General features: G+C 62.0%; 16 protein-coding genes and 1 pseudogene. 15 read left to right on the top strand and 2 right to left on the bottom strand.

From position 1 onward, the window contains the following. The first annotated feature begins 70 nt into the window (after window positions 1-70). The 5 genes from clpS (at window position 71) to R1T40_RS13155 (ending at window position 4,367) form a co-directional block, all read left to right on the top strand. Entirely contained in the window at window positions 71-412 is a 342-nt protein-coding gene (gene clpS, locus R1T40_RS13175; RefSeq protein ID WP_172599694.1) for an ATP-dependent Clp protease adapter ClpS, read from the top strand. 40 nt (window positions 413-452) lie between these two features. Further along, the gene (locus R1T40_RS13170) at window positions 453-1,439 is read left to right on the top strand and encodes a class I SAM-dependent methyltransferase (protein ID WP_317384443.1); all 987 of its coding nucleotides are present in this window, start codon (window positions 453-455) and stop codon (window positions 1,437-1,439) included. Between the two features lie 162 nt (window positions 1,440-1,601). Beyond that, entirely contained in the window at window positions 1,602-2,405 is an 804-nt protein-coding gene (locus R1T40_RS13165) for an SDR family NAD(P)-dependent oxidoreductase (protein WP_106161548.1), read from the top strand. Window positions 2,406-2,444: 39 nt separating this feature from the next. Further along, window positions 2,445-3,347 (top strand): oxygen-dependent coproporphyrinogen oxidase, encoded by a 903-nt coding sequence (gene hemF / locus R1T40_RS13160; protein WP_317384442.1) that lies wholly within the window; start codon window positions 2,445-2,447, stop codon window positions 3,345-3,347. A 123-nt stretch (window positions 3,348-3,470) separates the two neighbouring features. Then, window positions 3,471-4,367, top strand: coding sequence for a glycoside hydrolase family 25 protein (locus tag R1T40_RS13155; protein ID WP_317384441.1), 897 nt, complete (start codon window positions 3,471-3,473; stop codon window positions 4,365-4,367). A gap of 580 nt (window positions 4,368-4,947) precedes the next feature. On the opposite strand, the gene hemC is transcribed toward R1T40_RS13155, so the two are convergent. Further along, window positions 4,948-5,904 carry a hydroxymethylbilane synthase gene (hemC, locus tag R1T40_RS13150; RefSeq protein WP_317384440.1) on the bottom strand — a complete coding sequence of 319 codons (957 nt, stop codon included), beginning with the start codon at window positions 5,902-5,904 and terminating at the stop codon, window positions 4,948-4,950. 121 nt (window positions 5,905-6,025) lie between these two features. Between hemC and hemE the strand changes: the two genes are divergently transcribed. Continuing rightward, window positions 6,026-7,069, top strand: a complete 1,044-nt coding sequence (gene hemE / locus R1T40_RS13145; RefSeq protein ID WP_317384439.1) for a uroporphyrinogen decarboxylase — start codon at window positions 6,026-6,028, stop codon at window positions 7,067-7,069. Between the two features lie 126 nt (window positions 7,070-7,195). Here the strand turns inward: hemE and R1T40_RS13140 are convergent, their stop codons facing one another. Continuing rightward, complete coding sequence (locus R1T40_RS13140; RefSeq protein WP_317384438.1) at window positions 7,196-8,293, bottom strand: CaiB/BaiF CoA transferase family protein; 1,098 nt, start codon at window positions 8,291-8,293, stop codon at window positions 7,196-7,198. Between the two features lie 223 nt (window positions 8,294-8,516). On the opposite strand from R1T40_RS13140, the gene R1T40_RS13135 reads away from it, so the two are divergent. From R1T40_RS13135 to moaD, 9 genes and pseudogenes are all read left to right on the top strand, one after another. Then, on the top strand, window positions 8,517-9,056 hold the full coding sequence (locus R1T40_RS13135) for a CoxG family protein (protein WP_106161561.1): 540 nt from the start codon (window positions 8,517-8,519) through the stop codon (window positions 9,054-9,056). A gap of 181 nt (window positions 9,057-9,237) precedes the next feature. Beyond that, window positions 9,238-10,167 carry an ABC transporter ATP-binding protein gene (locus R1T40_RS13130; protein WP_317384437.1) on the top strand — a complete coding sequence of 310 codons (930 nt, stop codon included), beginning with the start codon at window positions 9,238-9,240 and terminating at the stop codon, window positions 10,165-10,167. Beyond that, a complete protein-coding gene (locus tag R1T40_RS13125) occupies window positions 10,164-10,925 on the top strand; it encodes an ABC transporter permease (protein ID WP_317384436.1) in 762 nt (253 codons plus the stop codon). Before R1T40_RS13130 ends, R1T40_RS13125 begins: the two co-directional genes overlap by 4 nt. Window positions 10,926-11,190: 265 nt before the next feature. Then, on the top strand, window positions 11,191-11,988 hold the full coding sequence (locus tag R1T40_RS13120; RefSeq protein ID WP_106161567.1) for a S49 family peptidase: 798 nt from the start codon (window positions 11,191-11,193) through the stop codon (window positions 11,986-11,988). A gap of 171 nt (window positions 11,989-12,159) precedes the next feature. After that, complete coding sequence (locus R1T40_RS13115; protein ID WP_106161571.1) at window positions 12,160-13,104, top strand: calcium/sodium antiporter; 945 nt, start codon at window positions 12,160-12,162, stop codon at window positions 13,102-13,104. 30 nt (window positions 13,105-13,134) lie between these two features. Next, window positions 13,135-13,917: pseudogene (locus R1T40_RS13110) on the top strand (SDR family oxidoreductase); the annotation flags it as partial. A 324-nt stretch (window positions 13,918-14,241) separates the two neighbouring features. Further along, window positions 14,242-16,122 carry an excinuclease ABC subunit UvrC gene (uvrC, locus tag R1T40_RS13105; protein ID WP_394804993.1) on the top strand — a complete coding sequence of 627 codons (1,881 nt, stop codon included), beginning with the start codon at window positions 14,242-14,244 and terminating at the stop codon, window positions 16,120-16,122. A 134-nt stretch (window positions 16,123-16,256) separates the two neighbouring features. Beyond that, window positions 16,257-16,928, top strand: coding sequence for a CDP-diacylglycerol--glycerol-3-phosphate 3-phosphatidyltransferase (gene pgsA, locus R1T40_RS13100; RefSeq protein ID WP_106161574.1), 672 nt, complete (start codon window positions 16,257-16,259; stop codon window positions 16,926-16,928). Then, window positions 16,928-17,173, top strand: a complete 246-nt coding sequence (gene moaD / locus R1T40_RS13095) for a molybdopterin converting factor subunit 1 (RefSeq protein WP_106161576.1) — start codon at window positions 16,928-16,930, stop codon at window positions 17,171-17,173. The genes pgsA and moaD overlap by 1 nt, the downstream gene beginning before the upstream one ends. Window positions 17,174-17,175 lie beyond the last annotated feature (2 nt).

Below are 17,175 nucleotides of genomic sequence, written 5' to 3'. Positions count from 1 at the left end.
TTCCTTACTGTCTCTTCCTCTATATAAGCCGGTGAAGAACGCAGATGCACGACTGGAAACTTACGATCCCATGCTAAAGCACCCCGTGATGATGTCGGACAATCCGGATGACGAGAGCGACCTTGGTGTTCTGACCAAGACCCGCCCGCGGACGCAGCGGCCGCCGCGCTACAAGGTGCTGCTGCTCAATGACGACTACACACCGATGGAATTCGTTGTCATCGTGCTGGAGCGGTTCTTTGGCCTCAATCACGCGCAAGCCTTTGAAATCATGCTGACTGTGCATAAAAAGGGTCTCGCCGTTGTAGGTGTGTTCAGCCATGAAGTGGCAGAAACCAAGGTCGCGCAGGTGATGGATTACGCCCGGCGCCACCAGCACCCTCTGCAGTGCACAATGGAAAAAGACGACTGATCGCGCCCCCTGCGGAACAGTCCATGAAAGGTCCAAACCGATGTCCCAACGCCTGAGCCTTGCGGTTCAATCGGGCGATTTCGCCGTTCCTGAAACGGGACGAATCGCCGTTTTCCATCCGCGTGAAGGCCATGACCTTTCTGCGTTGCCACAGGCGCAGGTGGAGATCATCCAACCGTTGAAGCCAGAGTTCGACAGCTGGACCAGTCGCGGTTTCGCGTGCAGTGCCGAGGGAGATGCGGATGCACGCTACGCGGCGGCGGTGGTGTTCATTCCACGTGCCAAGCCGCAGGCGCGACAGTTGGTGGCTCAGGCGGCGGCTGTGACGGACGGGCCGATTCTGATCGATGGGCTGAAGACAGTCGGCATCGATTCCATGTTCAAGGAATTGAAGAAGCACACCACGCCCTCGGCTGCGCTCTCCAAGGCGCACGGCAAGGCGTTCTGCATCGACGGTAGGCTGGACCTGTCAGGCTGGATCATGGGCGCGCAAGAGATTGCTGAAGGGTATGTTACCGCACCCGGTGTGTTCTCGGCAGATGCGGTTGATCCGGCCTCGCGCCTGCTGGCGCAGGCGTTGCCCGCCAAACTGGGCAAGGAGATCGCCGATCTTGGCGCCGGATGGGGGTATCTGGCAGCACAGGTCCTGACCCGTGACAGCGTCGCAACGCTGCATCTGGTGGAGGCCGACCATGTTGCGCTGGCCTGTGCGCGACGCAACATCGATGATGCGCGCGCACAGATCCACTGGGCGGATGCCCGTGATTGGGGCGCCAAGGGCAGTCTCGATGCGGTGGTGATGAACCCGCCGTTCCATACCGGTCGCGCGGCAGAGCCATCGCTGGGGCAGGCATTCATTGCCAATGCGGCGCGGCTGCTGAAACCGTCGGGGCAGCTGTGGTTGGTGGCCAATCGGCATTTGCCATATGAGACCACAATGGATGAGCTCTTTGCCACTGTGGAAGAGGTCACGGGCGACAACCGCTTCAAGATTCTGCGTGCAGCGCGCCCCCGCCGAAGCCGCTAAATATCGAGGTCTCGCCGACGCTCTATGCGCCGTGCAAAACCTGTTCTATTCTCCGTTTCTTCCGGCTATCGTCGCCGGGACGCGTGGCCCTGACCGGGCCGCCGATCTGCAACCTGGCCCAAGGAACAGGCGCGACGCCTGACGCAAGCAAGGATCTTTCCCATGAGTTTTTCCATCTCCGGCAAAACCGCCATTGTGACCGGCGCGGCCAACGGCATCGGTCTGGCGATCGGGCGGCAATTTGCGCGCGAAGGCGCCAATGTTATGTTTGTGGATCATGATGAGTCTGCGCTGTTGCAGGAACTCGGCAGTGATGTGGAGGACAGCAATATCCGGCACTTTGCCGGGGATTTGCGTGAACGCCTGACCATCGCCAATCTGCTGTCGGCGACGATCGACGCCTTCGACCGGATCGACATATTGGTCAACGGGGCCCGCAGGGTCGTCCCGAGTGACCCACTCAACCCCGATGATGACAGTCTGGACTTCCTGCTGAATCAGAACCTGATGTCCACACTGCGCCTATCGCAACATGTGGCGAAGCGGATGATCCGTCAGGGCGAAGAACGCGACGACGAAGGCGCCAACGGGGCTATCATAAACCTGTCGTCGATCGCCGCCCGCCGCACCCACCCGGACCTGATGGGCTATTCCGTGACCTCTGCCGCGCTGGACCAGATGACCCGCTCGCTGGCGGTTTCGCTGGCACCGCACAAGATCCGGGTGAACTCCATCGCCTTCGGGTCGGTGATGAGTGCCTCGATGCAACTCACACTGAAGGGCAACAGGTCGCTGCGTCAGGACATCGAGGAGCACACGCCCCTGAACCGCATCGCGCCGCCAACCGAGTTGACCGAGACGGCGCAGTTCCTGGCCTCCGAGGCCTCTGGCTTCATGACCGGACAGGTGCTGACGCTGGATGGTGGCCGCACCCTGCTTGATCCCGTCACCGCGCCGGTGCATTGAGGGCGCGACCCGAATTTCGATCCCATTCAGGAGGCCCAGATGGCGGAGAACACGACAGAGATGCGTGCGGAAAAGGCACGCGCGGCGGCCTGGTTCCGCGAGTTGCGTGACCAGATCGTCGCCAGTTTCGAGGGGCTGGAGGACAGCCACGCCGAGGGCCCTTTCACAGAGATGGACGCGGGCCGGTTTGATGTGTCCGAAACCAAGCGCACAGCTGAAGATGGATCGGACGCGGGCGGCGGTTTGATGAGCGTGATGCGCGGCGGTCGGGTGTTCGAGAAGGTCGGGGTCAATATCTCCGAGGTGTACGGCACCCTTGGGGAGCGTGCGCAGAATGCGATGGCCGCACGTAAGGGCCTGCCGGGCATGAAGGATGATCCGCGCTTCTGGGCGTCGGGGATTTCGCTGGTGGCCCATATGCGCAACCCGCATGTGCCTGCGGTGCATATGAACACCCGGATGTTCTGGACGCCGCATGGCTGGTGGTTCGGCGGTGGTTCTGACCTCAATCCCTGTATCGAATATGCCGAGGACACCACGCATTTTCATGGCGTGCAGCAGGCGCATCTCGATCCGCATGGCGGCGATCTCTACCCGCGACTGAAGGCCTGGGCGGACGAGTATTTCTACATCCCGCATCGGGGCCGTGCGCGCGGTGTCGGGGGCATTTTCCTCGACGATCACAACACTGGTGACTGGCAGGCGGATTTTGCGCTGATCCAGGACATCGGCCGCGCCTTCCTGCCGGCCTATGTGCCACTGGTGGAGGCGCGTCGCGGCATGGCGTGTGATGATGCGGACAAGGATGCGCAGCTGATCCACCGGGGGCTCTATGCGGAGTATAATCTGGTCTATGATCGCGGCACCAAATTTGGTCTGGAGACCGGTCATGACGCCAACGCGGTGCTGATGAGCCTGCCACCCCTGGCAAAGTGGGTTTGATTGTCGCATCGGTGTAATCCCGCGCATTCTGCTCGGTTGGGGCGTGTCGGCCTCATTCTTCGTTGAAGAAACTGCCTGCCTTCGGCTCTATGAAGGCAGGCAGTGTTCTTTGGCAGGTATAAGATGACATTCCGTCGCATTTTTGGATTCGGACTTTTGGCTGTACTCACGGCCTGTGGCAGCACAACGCGCGAACCGGTGCCGCCACCGCCGTTGGAGGGGCAGGTTGAGCGGGTGATCGACCCGGTGTTCTCCCGAGCCTATGCGGCGCTGGCGACCTTTCCGAAATACGGCGACAATGACCCCCACGATTGGGACATGCGAGAGCCCTGGGCCTATCCGATCCATGGTATCGACGTGGCCCGCTATCAGGGTGATATCGATTGGAGCGCAGTGCGCGGGGCGGGCGTGTCCTTTGCCTGGATCAAGGCGACCGAGGGCGGCGATCATTTGGACCCGGAGTTCAAGTCGAACTGGCGCGGCGCCCGTCGCGCGGGGATGCGGCGCGGGGCCTATCATTTCTACTACTTCTGCCGCACACCGGAAGAGCAGGCGCGCTGGTTTATCCGAAATGTCCCCAAGGAGGCGAGCAGCCTGCCGCCGGTGCTGGACATCGAGTGGAACCATGCCTCGCCCAGCTGCAAACGGCGTCCTTCCGGTGCCGAGGCCCGGCATGAGGCCGAGCGGTTCATCAAGAAAATCACCGCCCACTATGGCCGCCGCCCGGTGGTCTACACCACGGTGGATTTCTACCGCGACACTGACATCGGTCGGCTGAAGGGGGTGGATTTCTGGCTGCGCTCGGTGGCCGGGCACCCGGAGCAGGTCTATCCGGGTGCGCATTGGGCGTTCTGGCAATATACCGGCACTGGGTCGGTGCCGGGGATCAAGGGCAATGTGGACCTGAACGTCTTCGGTGGCGGTGCCGAGAACTGGCTGCAATGGCTGGGCTATCGCAAGTATCTGCCACTTGAGGCGCCCGCAGGCGGCGAGGCGCAAACGGTGGCGGTGTCGAACTAGGCTGCAAGGACACTAGGAGGTTTTGCGCTCCGCTTGCGCGGAGCGCCGCCCCTGCCGGGCCCAACGCTTTTGGGGGAGCCTCTGACTCATCCACAAAGGGACGGGAGCGCGCCCGCCAGCCGAAACCCGACAGCACTGAAGGCGGATAGGCGTTGTCGCGGTATGGTCGGCCTCGATCCGGGGTCAAGTCGAGCCCGTTGCGATTCGCAGGCGGTTGGTCTCCCGGCTGATCAGCCTCCGCGCGCGAACTTTGGGAGCTGCCAGCTGGACACATGATTGACCATGTGATGCGCGAAAAATCCTTCACCTGATTTGATGCCAGCACCGCCCGGGCGAAGCGGCATAGACGCCGCGCAAGCTCTGAGGCTGTCTTTGATGTTTTTGCCGCGCCATGTTTGGCGAAAATGCACCAGCGGAAGCCGCACAGTGGCCGGGTCGGGCCGGGCCACAGTTAGAAGGCCAGCTCATTTGACTGCCAGCTTCAGTACATTGAGTTCAATCAACGCATGCCGTCGCAGGGGCGTGCCCCGAACGTGCTGGCCGGTCAGTCTCGCGGGCGTCGGACGCGCGGGCCCCGGCGTCAGTGGCTGAAAAAACCGTCGCCCGCCCGCGCCCGCAGCGCCTCGCCCATGCCGCGACCGAGGTCAGCGCCATCCTCTATGGCACAGCTCTGGTCATCCGCCAAAGCCTCGGACCCATCGGGGCGCAGGATTTGGCCGCGAAGACGCAAGGTCCCGCCGGACAACTCTGCCAGCGCCGCGATCGGGGTTTCGCAAGACCCATCAAGCGCGGCAAGGAAGGCCCGTTCGGCAGCCAGCCGTAGGCTGGTCTCGGCGTGGTGGATCGCCTCCAGCATGGTGGCGGCTGTCACATCGTCGCTACGCCGTTCGATGCCGATGGCGCCCTGTGCCACTGCGGGGAGCATGTCTTCAACCTCGATGGGGGTCGCTGGGACCTCTTCGGCCATGTTCAGGCGGCGCAAGCCGGCCATGGCGAGAAACGTGGCGCTGGCAACGCCGTTGTGGAGCTTCTGCAGGCGGGTCTGCACATTGCCGCGAAACTCCACCACCTGCAGGTCCGGACGACGGTTCAGAAGCTGCGCACGGCGCCGCAGGGAGGACGTGCCCACCACCGCGCCGGTCGGCAAATCGCCAATGCTGCGGATCCCGGGTGAAACAAAGGCATCGCGCATGTCCTCGCGCGGCAGATAGCAGTCCAGCATCAGCCCCTCAGGCTGCTCTGTCGGCATGTCCTTCATCGAATGCACGGCCAGGTCGATGGCGCCGGAGGTCAGCGCCTCTTCGATTTCCTTGGTGAACAGACCCTTGTTGCCGATCTCCTTCAGCGGCCGGTCCGCGTCGATCATGGCCCGGTTGTCGCCGGTGGTCTTGATCACCACGATGTCAAAGGCCGCGGGCTCCAGCTCAAAGGCACGGGCCAGCCGGTCGCGGGTCTCATAGGCCTGGGCCAGCGCCAGCGGCGAGCCGCGAGTGCCGATCTTCAGGGGCGAAGCGGGAGAGGGCAGGGTCAGGTTCATGGGCACAGGATTAATCGCGACATTATGCCGTGGCAAGCACTCGACGCGCGAAGAGGGGCGAGCCTTGACAATTTGCCGCTGAGGCTAGACCTCAGGGGGACCGCAACGAAAGGGGCAGAGCATGGGCCAACAGAAGACGATCCTGCGCGCATTGGCAGGCGAAACACAGGATGTGCCGCCAATCTGGATGATGCGTCAGGCGGGCCGCTACCTGCCCGAGTACCGTGCGACGCGGGCGCAGGCCGGTGATTTCCTGAGCCTGTGCTACAATCCGGAACTGGCCGCCGAGGTGACGCTGCAGCCGATCCGCCGATACGGGTTCGACGCGGCGATACTGTTCGCGGATATCCTTCTGGTGCCGCAGGCGCTGGGCGCGGATCTGTGGTTCGTGACCGGCGAGGGCCCGCGGCTGTCCACCATCACTTCGGAAGCGGATTTTGCCAAGCTTGGTCCCGCCAGCGATGTGCACGAGACCCTGAACCCGATCTACGAGACCGTACGCATCCTGTCGCGGGCGCTGCCGTCTGAGACTACACTGATCGGCTTTGCCGGCGCGCCCTGGACCGTGGCCACTTATATGATCGCCGGTCGCGGCACCCCCGATCAGGGGCCCGCGCACGCGCTGAGAATGGAGAATACCGCCCTGTTCGAGGCACTTCTGTCGCGCATCACGCGAGCCACCATCGCCTATCTGTCCGCCCAGATTGAAGCGGGCGCTGAGGTGGTGAAGATATTCGACAGCTGGGCCGGATCTCTGAAGGGCGACGCGTTTGAGAAATACGCGCTGGAGCCTGCCCGCGAAATCACCGCGGCGCTGAAGGCGCGCCATCCCGGCATTCCGATCATCGGTTTCCCGCGCGAGGCGGGTGAGAAATATGTCGGCTTCCACGCCGCCAGCGGTGTGGATTGCGTGGCGCTTGATAACTCCGTGGACCCGGAATGGGCAGCGGCACATGTGCAGGTGGATGGCTGTGTGCAGGGCAATCTTGCGTCGCGTCACATGGTCACTGGGGGTGACGAGCTGGTGACGGATACGCGCCGGATCGTGAAAGCGTTTTCCAAGGGGCCGCATATCTTCAACCTCGGTCACGGGATCACGCCGGATGCGGATCCCGAGAACGTGCAGCTGATGATAGACACCGTGCGCGAAGGCGCGGTCGGGTAGGTTTGGCAACCTATTTGGCGTAATCCAGCGGAGCGCGGGCCTGTCGGCCCGCGCGCAGATGTTTGGGGGGAGTTCGACGGGGCGATGCCCCCTCAAACTCCCCCCGAGCGGTTGCGCCGCGAGGCCTCAATCATACGACGGAAAACGCTGGGCGAGATCTTCGAGGATCTCGGCGCGATTCTGATCCCGGGCGGGCACCGGCCCCGGCGTGGAGGTTTTCCTGTCAAAACGTGGTGCCGGGGCAGCCTGCAGATGACCGCCTTGGCTGATCCAGGTGTTGCGGTCATTCATCGGGTCTAGCGCAGCCTCTGATGGGGACAGCACCGGTGCGACACAGGCATCCGAACCTTTAAAAAGCGCCGTCCAGTGATCGCGTGGGTGTTCAGCAAAGCGCCCCGCAAGGCGGGCGGTCAGTTCGGGCCAGAGAGGTCTTGCGAATTGTTGGGCAAAATCCGTGTCCTGCGAAAGGCCCATCCTGTCGAGGAAGATTGCGTAGAACTTCGGCTCCAGACACTGCACCGAAATGTGCCCGCCGCCGCGGCAGGCGTAGGTGCGGCTCCAATGTGGGCCGTCGAGCAGGTTCTCGCCGCGCCTGTCGCCAAAACCGCCCGCCTGACGGATCGCCATCAGCAGGTTCATCATATGCGCAGAGCCATCGTAGATCGCCGCGTCGACCTCGGCGCCCACGCCGGTACGCGCGGCGCGCAGGAGACCCGCCAACATCCCGGCGACAAGGTAGAGCGCGCCGCCCCCGATATCGCCCACCAGTGTGGGCGGCGTCAGGGGCACATCGCCCGGCGCTGAGGCGGACCAGAGCGCGCCCGACAGCGCGATGTAATTGAGATCATGGCCCGCCTGTGCAGACCGCGCACTGTCCTGCCCCCAGCCTGTCATGCGGCCATAGACCAGGCGCGGGTTCAGCGCCTTCATCTCCTCCGGTCCAAGGCCGAGCCGTTCCATCACGCCGGGGCGGAAGCCTTCGATCAGCCCATCGGCGGTGGCGATCAACGCGCGGGCAGTGCGGGCGTCATCGGCGTCCTTGAGGTCCAGCGCAATGGAGGATTTGCCGCGATCCAGCAGCGAATGCTCCGGCATCCCGGGGGTCACACCGCCGCCCTTGCGGTGGATGCAGATCACCTCGGCGTCCAGATCGGCGAGCATCATGGCGGCAAAGGGCGCCGGTCCCAGCGCCTCAATTTCAATGATGCGGATACCGTCGAGCATGGCTGTTCTCCTTATGGAGCTTGGGGGGAAGGACGCCGTCCATTCGCGCAATTTGAGGGCCGGTCTGTCAATCGCGCCTGGTCTCGTTGACGCGGCGTTACTGCGTTTGCTGCGGCAGCGCGATGTCCGTGCTTAGTCGTGGGTGCCGTCCATGGTCCTTGGCAGTTGCTGCCAAATGGGGCTAGGTGTGAACAACCCAGAGTGAGACAGAGGGAGATGCGCCATGCAGATGAGTGATCAGAAGGAAATTGCGGCGGATCCCGCCCGTGTGTACGCGGCTCTTCTGACCGCGGACGTGTTGCAGGCCTGTGTGCCGGGCGCGCAAGACGTGACCGGCTCGCCCGAGGAGGGATACGAGGCCAAGGTGACCCAGAAGGTTGGGCCCGTAAAGGCGACGTTCACGGGCAAGGTGACGCTGTCGGACATGGTTGAGAACGAAAAACTTACCATCACCGGTGAGGGCAAGGGCGGTGCGGCTGGTTTTGCCAAGGGCGGCGCTGTGGTCACGCTGACGCCGAGCGAGACCGGTACACTACTCTCCTATGATGTGGACGCAAAGGTGGGCGGCAAGCTGGCGCAGCTTGGCAGTCGGATCATCGACGGCTTTGCCAAAAAGATGGCGGATCAGTTCTTTACCAACCTGCAGGACACACTGGCCCCCGAGACAGCCGAGGCTGCGGATGAGGAGGGCGCTGACGCGGGTGCCGAAAAGCAGGGCTGGTTCAAATCGCTCACGGGTAAAAAGTCCAGCGACGACGGATAACCTGCGGCGACTGCAGGGAATTGCTGCGGGTGAGTTCAAGACTGCACCCATGCACATGGGCCTGCGCGGGGATTGGGGGTGGTCCCGCTACCCTTGCGCCGTTACCACTAACATAATGCGTGAACTGTTTTGTTCACCCGTCATCTGTCCCTATACGCGCACTATCCGAACCGGAGGCCGCATGAGCACCATCCTGTCCATTTCCGATCTGCGAAAGTCCTACGCAGGTGGGTTCGAGGCGCTGAAAGGCGTGAACCTCGAGATCGAGGAAGGCGAAATTCTTGCGCTCCTTGGTCCCAACGGCGCTGGCAAGACCACTTTGATCTCAACCATTTGTGGCATCACCACGGCGACCTCCGGCAGTGTGACCGTTGGGGGGCACTGCATCGAGACGGAGTATCGCGCGGCGCGCGCCATGATCGGTCTGGTGCCGCAGGAAATCAATCTTGAGCCCTTTGAGACCGTGTTGAGCACCGTCAGGTTTTCGCGCGGTTTGTTCGGCAAGCCAAAAAATGAGGCGCTGATCGAGGACATCCTCAAGAAACTGTCGCTCTGGGACAAGCGCAGCAGTCAGATCAAGGAGCTCTCCGGCGGTATGAAGCGCCGGGTCTTGATCGCCAAGGCGCTGAGCCACGAGCCGCGGGTTCTGTTCCTCGACGAGCCGACAGCAGGTGTTGATGTGGAGCTGCGCAAGGACATGTGGGAGGTGGTGCGAGAGCTGCGCGAGAGCGGCGTCACCATCATTCTCACCACCCATTACATCGAGGAAGCGGAGGCCATGGCCGACCGCGTCGGTGTCATTGCGGGAGGAGAGATCCTGCTTGTGGAGGAGAAATCCGACCTGATGGCCCGCATGGGCAAGAAGGAGCTGCAGGTGATGCTGACCGAGCCGATCAGCACGGTGCCGGCGGCGCTTGCGGAACACGACTTGAGGTTGGGCGCCGATGGGCAGTCGCTGGTTTACACATATGACGTGACGGCCGAACGCACCGGCATCACTGCGCTGTTGAACGATGTGGCGGCGGCGGGGCTGGTGCTGTCGGATGTGGCGACGCGACAGTCGAGCCTCGAAGACATATTTGTCGATCTTGTTTCGGGAGAAGACGCATGAACTGGACAGCTGTTGCCTCAATCTACAAGTTTGAAATGGCGCGCTTCTTCCGCACGTTGGCACAGAGTTTCCTGTCGCCAGTGCTGTCAACCTCGCTTTATTTCGTGGTCTTCGGTGCCGCCATCGGCAGCCGGATCGATCAGGTCGAAGGCGTGTCCTACGGGGCCTTCATCGTGCCGGGGCTCATCATGCTGAGCGTGATCACCCAAGGCATCTCCAACGCGTCCTTCGGGATCTACTTTCCAAAGTTCATCGGCACCGTCTACGAGTTGCTGTCGGCGCCGGTGAACTTCCTCGAAATCGTGTTGGGCTATGTGGGGGCGGCGGCCACCAAGGCGCTGTTCATTGGGGTGGTGATCCTGGCCACGGCGCATCTATTTGTCGACATCACCATCCTGCATCCGCTGGCGATGGTACTGTTCCTGGTTCTGACCTGCGTGAGTTTTTCGTTGCTGGGGTTCATCATCGGGATCTGGGCGAAGAACTTTGAACAATTGCAGCTGGTGCCGCTGTTGATCATCACGCCGCTGATCTTTCTGGGGGGCTCGTTTTATTCGATCTCGATGCTGCCGCCGGTGTGGCAGACGATCACCCTGTTCAACCCGGTAGTCTATCTGATTTCGGGGTTCCGCTGGGCCTTCTTCGGGGTGTCGGATGTGCCCGTGGGCTTCAGCCTCTTGGCGATCGCTCTGTTCACTGGCCTGTGCCTTGCAGTGATCGGCTGGATCTTCCGCACCGGCTGGCGTCTGCGGTCGTGATCTTGCGCGGGCGGGGCGGCTCCCGCCCGGCGCGCCTGCATTGAAATGCATCCCCGCCCGTTGGGCCCGGCGCCGCCCCCTCCCTGAGGGGGCGGCGCGGTTGCGTTCGGACGCAGGACGGGCGTCATGTCCTCAGCCGGAAATGCGCGGGGCGCGTCGCCAGACGTTGCATAATTACCCGCCGGATGCCGCCAAAGGTAACATCGCAAGAATTCCTCCGTGCCGATACCTTGTTTCCGGGGGGTGGGCATTCTACATCGGCGCCATGAGTATCAGATTGCCCTTCAAGAAACGCCCGCCCACCGTGGCGGTTGTGCGCCTCTCCGGAGCCATCGGCATGACCGGCCGTGGCAGCCTCAATGACACCACATTGGCGCCGGTGCTGGAGCGCGCGTTCAAGAAGGGCAAGCCCAAAGCCGTGGCGCTTGAGATCAACTCTCCGGGTGGCAGCCCTGTGCAAAGCGCGCTGATCGGGGCCCGCATTCGCCGTTTGGCCGAGGAGCACGACGTCCCGGTTATCGCTTTTGTCGAGGATGTGGCGGCGTCGGGCGGCTATTGGCTGGCGGCAGCCGCGGACGAGATTTTCGCCGATGCCAGCTCTGTTGTGGGATCCATCGGAGTGATCTCTTCCGGATTTGGGGCGCATGTGTTCCTGGATCGTCAGGGATTGGAGCGGCGGGTTCACACGGCAGGTGAGAGCAAGAGCATGCTCGACCCATTCCGACCGGAAAACGAAGAGGATGTGGCGCGCCTGAAGGTGCTGCTGAATGACATCCATACGAATTTCATCGACCACGTGACCGAACGGCGCGGGCAGAAACTGTCGGGTGAGGAGAAGCTCTTCACCGGCGAAGTCTGGCTGGCGCGACGCGCTGAGGCGCTGGGTCTGATCGATGGGATCGGTCACTTGAACCCCGTGCTGGAGGCGCGCTTTGGCAAGAAGGTTCGCCTGCGCCGCTATGGTGTCAAAAAACCGTTCCTGAGCCGCTTTGGCCTGTCGCTGGCCAATGATGCGCTTGGGGCGGTCGAGGAACGCGCGCAGTTCGCGCGGTTTGGCCTCTGACGTGATTTTCAAGATTGTATCCTTGTTTCTAGTGGCCATGGCCGTCCTGGCCATGTTCGGACGTTTGCGTTTCCCGGGACAAAAGAAACTCAAATCAGCCCGCTGCCCGTCCTGTGGACGTTTCAGGATCGGCAAAAGCGGCTGTGACTGTGGACGAGGAGGTCCCAAGACATGATGCCCTGGCTGTTTTCTGCCCTAGGCCTGGTAATCCTGTTGCTGGCGGGTGATGCGCTGGTGCGTGGTGCCGTGAACCTGAGCCTGCGGATTGGTATCCCCGCGCTGATCGTCAGCCTGACCATCGTTGCTCTTGGCACATCTGCGCCGGAACTGCTGATTGCGGTGCAGGCGGTACATGAGAACGCCGATGGCATCGCACTGGGCAACGTGGTGGGCTCGAACACCGCGAATATCCTGCTGGTGCTGGGGTTGCCTGCAATGATGCGCGCCCTGCACACCAGCGAGTGCAACACGCGCAAGAACTACATCTTCATGATTGCCGCGACGGTGCTGTTCATCGCGCTGGCCTTCTTTGGCACATTTACCTGGGTGTCCGGCGTGATCCTGCTGCTGGCCCTGTTTGCGGTGTTGTTTGTCGCCTTTCGCGAGGCACGAGCCCATCGCGCCGCGGGGGTCGAGGACGACCTTGAGGACATCGAGGAAGCCGATCCCAACATGCCCTACTGGCGCATCGGGATCTATCTCGTGCTCGGCTTGGCCGGGCTGCCGCTCGGGGCGGAGCTGCTGGTCGAAAACGCCACCATCATCGCCCGCATGTATGGTCTGAGCGAGACTGTGATCGGGCTGACGCTGGTGGCCATTGGCACCTCCTTGCCGGAGTTGGCAACCACGGTGATGGCGGCCCTGCGTCGTCAGGCCGATGTGGCGCTTGGCAATGTGATCGGGTCGAATATGTTCAACCTGCTGGCGATTATTGGCCTTACCACATTTATCGGGCCAATTTCAGTCGATCCTGCGTTCTTGGAGTTCGATCTGTGGGTGATGCTGGCGTCATCGCTGATCATCATCCCCTTTGTGTTCTTGCGACAGGACATCACGCGCCTCTGGGGTTTCGTTCTGACGGCGCTTTATGTGGTCTACATGTGGTTGCTGCTCTAAGTCTGGTTCAAAGCAAAACGGACTAAGGGGACGGACATGCGAGCACTGGTGACTGGCGCAGGGAAACGTCTGGGAAAAGCAATCGCGCTTGCCCTGGCCGACGACGGGTACGATGTTGCGGTGCACTATGCGTCCTCCGAGCAGGCGGCGGTGAATGTCGTCGCTGAGATCGAGGCGCGCGGGCGGCGGGCCATTGCCCTACAGGCGGACCTGTTGCAGGACGCGCAGACCGAAATGCTCCTGCCCCGCGCGGCGGAGATGTTGGGTGGGCCGATCACATGTCTCGTGAACAATGCGTCGATCTTTGAAGCCGATGATCTGGCAGGCATGACCCGTAACAGCTGGGATCGCCACATGCAGAGCAATCTGCGCGCCCCTGCGCTGCTGTTGCAGGCGCTTGCGGCTCAGGACCTGCCAGACCTCAGGGATGCAGCCGGAGAGCCGCTGTCGGCGGCCGTCGCCATCAACATGGTGGATCAGCGCGTGCGCAAGCTGACGCCGCAATTCATGAGCTACACACTTGCGAAATCCGCGCTTTGGACACTGACACAAACAGCGGCCCAAGCGTTGGCGCCGCGGATCCGTGTCAATGCCATCGGGCCGGGTCCGACACTGGCTGGCCCCCGTCAGACGCCGCAGGACTTCGCTGCGCAGCGTGGCGCCACGCCGTTGCAGCGCGGAGCGGGAGAAGCGGATATCACGGCTGCCCTGCGATATCTGGTGACGTCTCCTGCCATTACCGGCCAATTGATCTGTGTCGACGGGGGGCAACATCTGGCCTGGCAGACCCCGGATGCGCTGCTGCCGGAATAGTTCAAAATTCCGGGGTGCAGAGCGGCAATCGTGCTGAAGTCGTTCCAACTTATGCACGAGAGATGGGACCGTCACACAAGCGTTACAGAAACTCTAATACTTTCAATCATTTGCAGGGTGTATATGGAAATATTGAAAAAAATCAGCCCCTTGACGGTTCGCTTAAAATTTAGGCAATTCAGCGAAGTCGCCAAATCTAAAAGGAAATTCCAAACAAGCCCAAAGTTATCAGAGCAGTTATCCACAGGAACGGTGGATTCATCACAGCTTGAAATCCACGCCCGAAGATTGCAGCGGTGACGCCAGAATCATATGTCAGATACCATGGATGAACCCAGCGCAGAATCGCCCGGCCCTGCCGAGGTCCCCCGTACCGGCTACGGGGTAATTCAGGACTACCTGCGGACGCTCGACTCCTCGCCGGGGGTCTATCGGATGCTGGATAGCGAAAGCCGCGTGCTTTATGTCGGCAAGGCCCGCAACCTGCGCGCCCGGGTGTCGAACTATTCCCGTCCCGGTCACAGCCCGCGCATCGAAAAGATGATCTCGCTGACCGCGACGATGATGTTCCTGACCACCCGGACGGAGACTGAGGCGCTGCTGCTGGAGCAGAACCTCATCAAGCAGCTGAAGCCGAAGTACAACGTGCTGCTGCGCGATGACAAAAGCTTTCCCAATATCCTTGTCGGCAAGACCCATGACTATCCGCAGATCAAGAAGCATCGCGGCGCGCGCAAGGAGAAGGGGAGCTATTTCGGCCCCTTCGCCAGCGCCGGTGCCGTCAATCGGACGCTCAATCAGCTGCAGAAGGCGTTTCTCCTGCGTAATTGTTCCGACAGCATGTTCGAGGCCCGCTCACGTCCCTGCCTGCAATATCAGATCAAGCGCTGCTCCGGCCCTTGCGTCGGGCTGATCTCGCGTGAGGAATACGCCGAAAGCGTGCGTGATGCCGAACGCTTCCTGTCGGGCCGCTCAACCAAGATCCAGGAGGAGCTGGGCGAGCAGATGATGGCGGCCTCCGAAGCGATGGAGTTTGAGCGTGCCGCTGCCCTGCGGGATCGGATCAAGGCGCTGACGCAGGTGCAGTCGGCCCAGGGCATCAACCCGCGCGGCGTCGCCGAGGCCGATGTGATCGGCCTGCATATGGAGGCCGGGCAGGCCTGCGTGCAGGTCTTCTTCATTCGTGCCAATCAGAATTGGGGCAATCAGGACTTCTATCCGCGCGTTTCGGCGGACATGTCCCCGGCCGAGGTCATGGAGGCCTTCATCGGCCAGTTCTACGACAACAAGGATGTGCCGCGGCAGTTGATCCTGTCCGACGACATCGAGAACACCGACCTGATGAGCGAGGCCCTGGGCAACAAGGCCGACCGCAAGGTGGAGATCGTGGTGCCGCAGCGGGGCGAAAAGACCGAGCTGGTCTCTAGCGCCGTGCGCAACGCCCGCGAAAGCCTCGCCCGTCGCATGGCCGAGAGCGCCACGCAGGCGAAACTGCTGCGCGGCCTTGCGGATGCCTTTGGACTGGAGGGGCCGCCGCAACGGATCGAAGTCTACGACAACTCTCACATTCAAGGCACCAACGCGGTGGGCGGCATGATCGTGATGGGCCCCGAGGGGCTGATGAAGAACGCCTATCGCAAGTTCAACATCAAGGGCGACGAGCTGGTCCCCGGCGATGACTTCGGCATGATGAAGGAGGTTCTGAACCGCCGCTTCTCACGCCTGCTGAAGGAAGACCCGGACCGCGATAAGGGCATGTGGCCCGACCTGCTGCTGATCGATGGCGGTGCAGGGCAGGTTTCGGCGGTGGCGGAGATCATGCAGGAGCATGGGGTGATGGACATACCCATGATCGGTGTGGCCAAAGGCGTGGATCGCGACCATGGCAAGGAGGAGTTCCACCGCCCCGGCGAGAATGCCTTTGCCCTGCAGCGCAATGATCCGGTGCTCTATTTCATCCAGCGGATGCGCGACGAGGCGCACCGGTTTGCGATTGGCACGCACCGCGCCAAACGGGCCAAATCCATGGCCGCCAACCCGCTGGACGAGATCCCTGGCGTCGGCGCCCGGCGCAAGAAGGCGCTCTTGACTCATTTTGGCAGTGCCAAGGCAGTGAGCCGGGCCAATCTGTCGGATCTGAAGGCGGTCGAGGGGGTCTCGGGGGCGCTGGCGGAAACCATCTATAACTATTTTCAGGACCGCTGATGAGACCGGTTCAGGATTGTGGGGCGCTGCCCCTCAAACTCCCCGAGATATTTGGCAAAAGGTGAAGGGCCAAGTGGCGGTTCGGGACGAATTGACCCTTCCCGACCCGCGCGGCAGCCTGTAGGTATGCGCTCATGATCTGGAATTTACCCAATGTCCTCACAGTCCTGCGGTTGCTGGCGGCGCCAGCACTGGCAGTGATGTTCCTGTTCTTCTCGCGCCCGCATGCAGATTGGTTTGCGCTGATCCTGTTTGTCAGCGCGGCAGTCACTGATTGGTTCGACGGCTATCTGGCGCGCAGCTGGAAGCAGGAGACCAAGATGGGGGCGATGCTCGACCCGATCGCCGACAAGGCGATGGTGGTGATCGCGTTGATGATCCTGGTGGGCTATGCCACCTCGCATTGGACGGCTTGGCTGGTGCTGCCTGCGACGGTCATCCTGTTCCGCGAGGTCTTTGTCTCGGGCTTGCGTGAGTTCTTGGGCGACACGGCGGGCACGCTGAAGGTGACCAAGCTTGCGAAGTGGAAGACCACGGCCCAGATGATTGCCATCGCGACCTTGTTCTCTCAGGGCATCTTTGAACATCATCTCGGCATGGGTGGCTTTGGCATGGATCGCCAGATGGTGCAGGATGTGCTGTCCGGCGCGGTCGAAGATACACAGGGGCTGCGGTTTTATTACGAGGGCATGGTCTGGTCCGGTCGGCTTGGGTTGTGGCTGTTGTGGATTGCCGCTGCGCTGACGCTGATCACCGGCTTTGACTACCTGAAGAAGGCCCTGCCACACCTGAAGGAGACGCGCTGATGGAGGTTCTGTATTTCGCCTGGGTGCGCGAGCGCATCGGCCTGCCGAAAGAGCGCGTTGAGACGTCTGCCGTAACCGTTGCGGAATTGGTCGAGGAACTGAAGGCGCGCGAAGAGCGCTATGCTGCCGCCTTTGCCGACCTTTCCGCCCTGCGGGTGGCGCTGGACCAGGAGCTGGCGGAGTTTGATGCGCCGCTTGCGGGCGTACGTGAGGTGGCCTTTTTTCCACCAATGACCGGAGGCTGAGG

This window comes from Tritonibacter scottomollicae (genome assembly GCF_032924845.1).
Classification (GTDB): Bacteria; Pseudomonadota; Alphaproteobacteria; order Rhodobacterales; family Rhodobacteraceae; genus Epibacterium; species Epibacterium scottomollicae.
The sequence above is the reverse complement of the archived record's forward strand: the minus strand, read 5'-3'. Positions and strand labels throughout refer to the sequence as shown.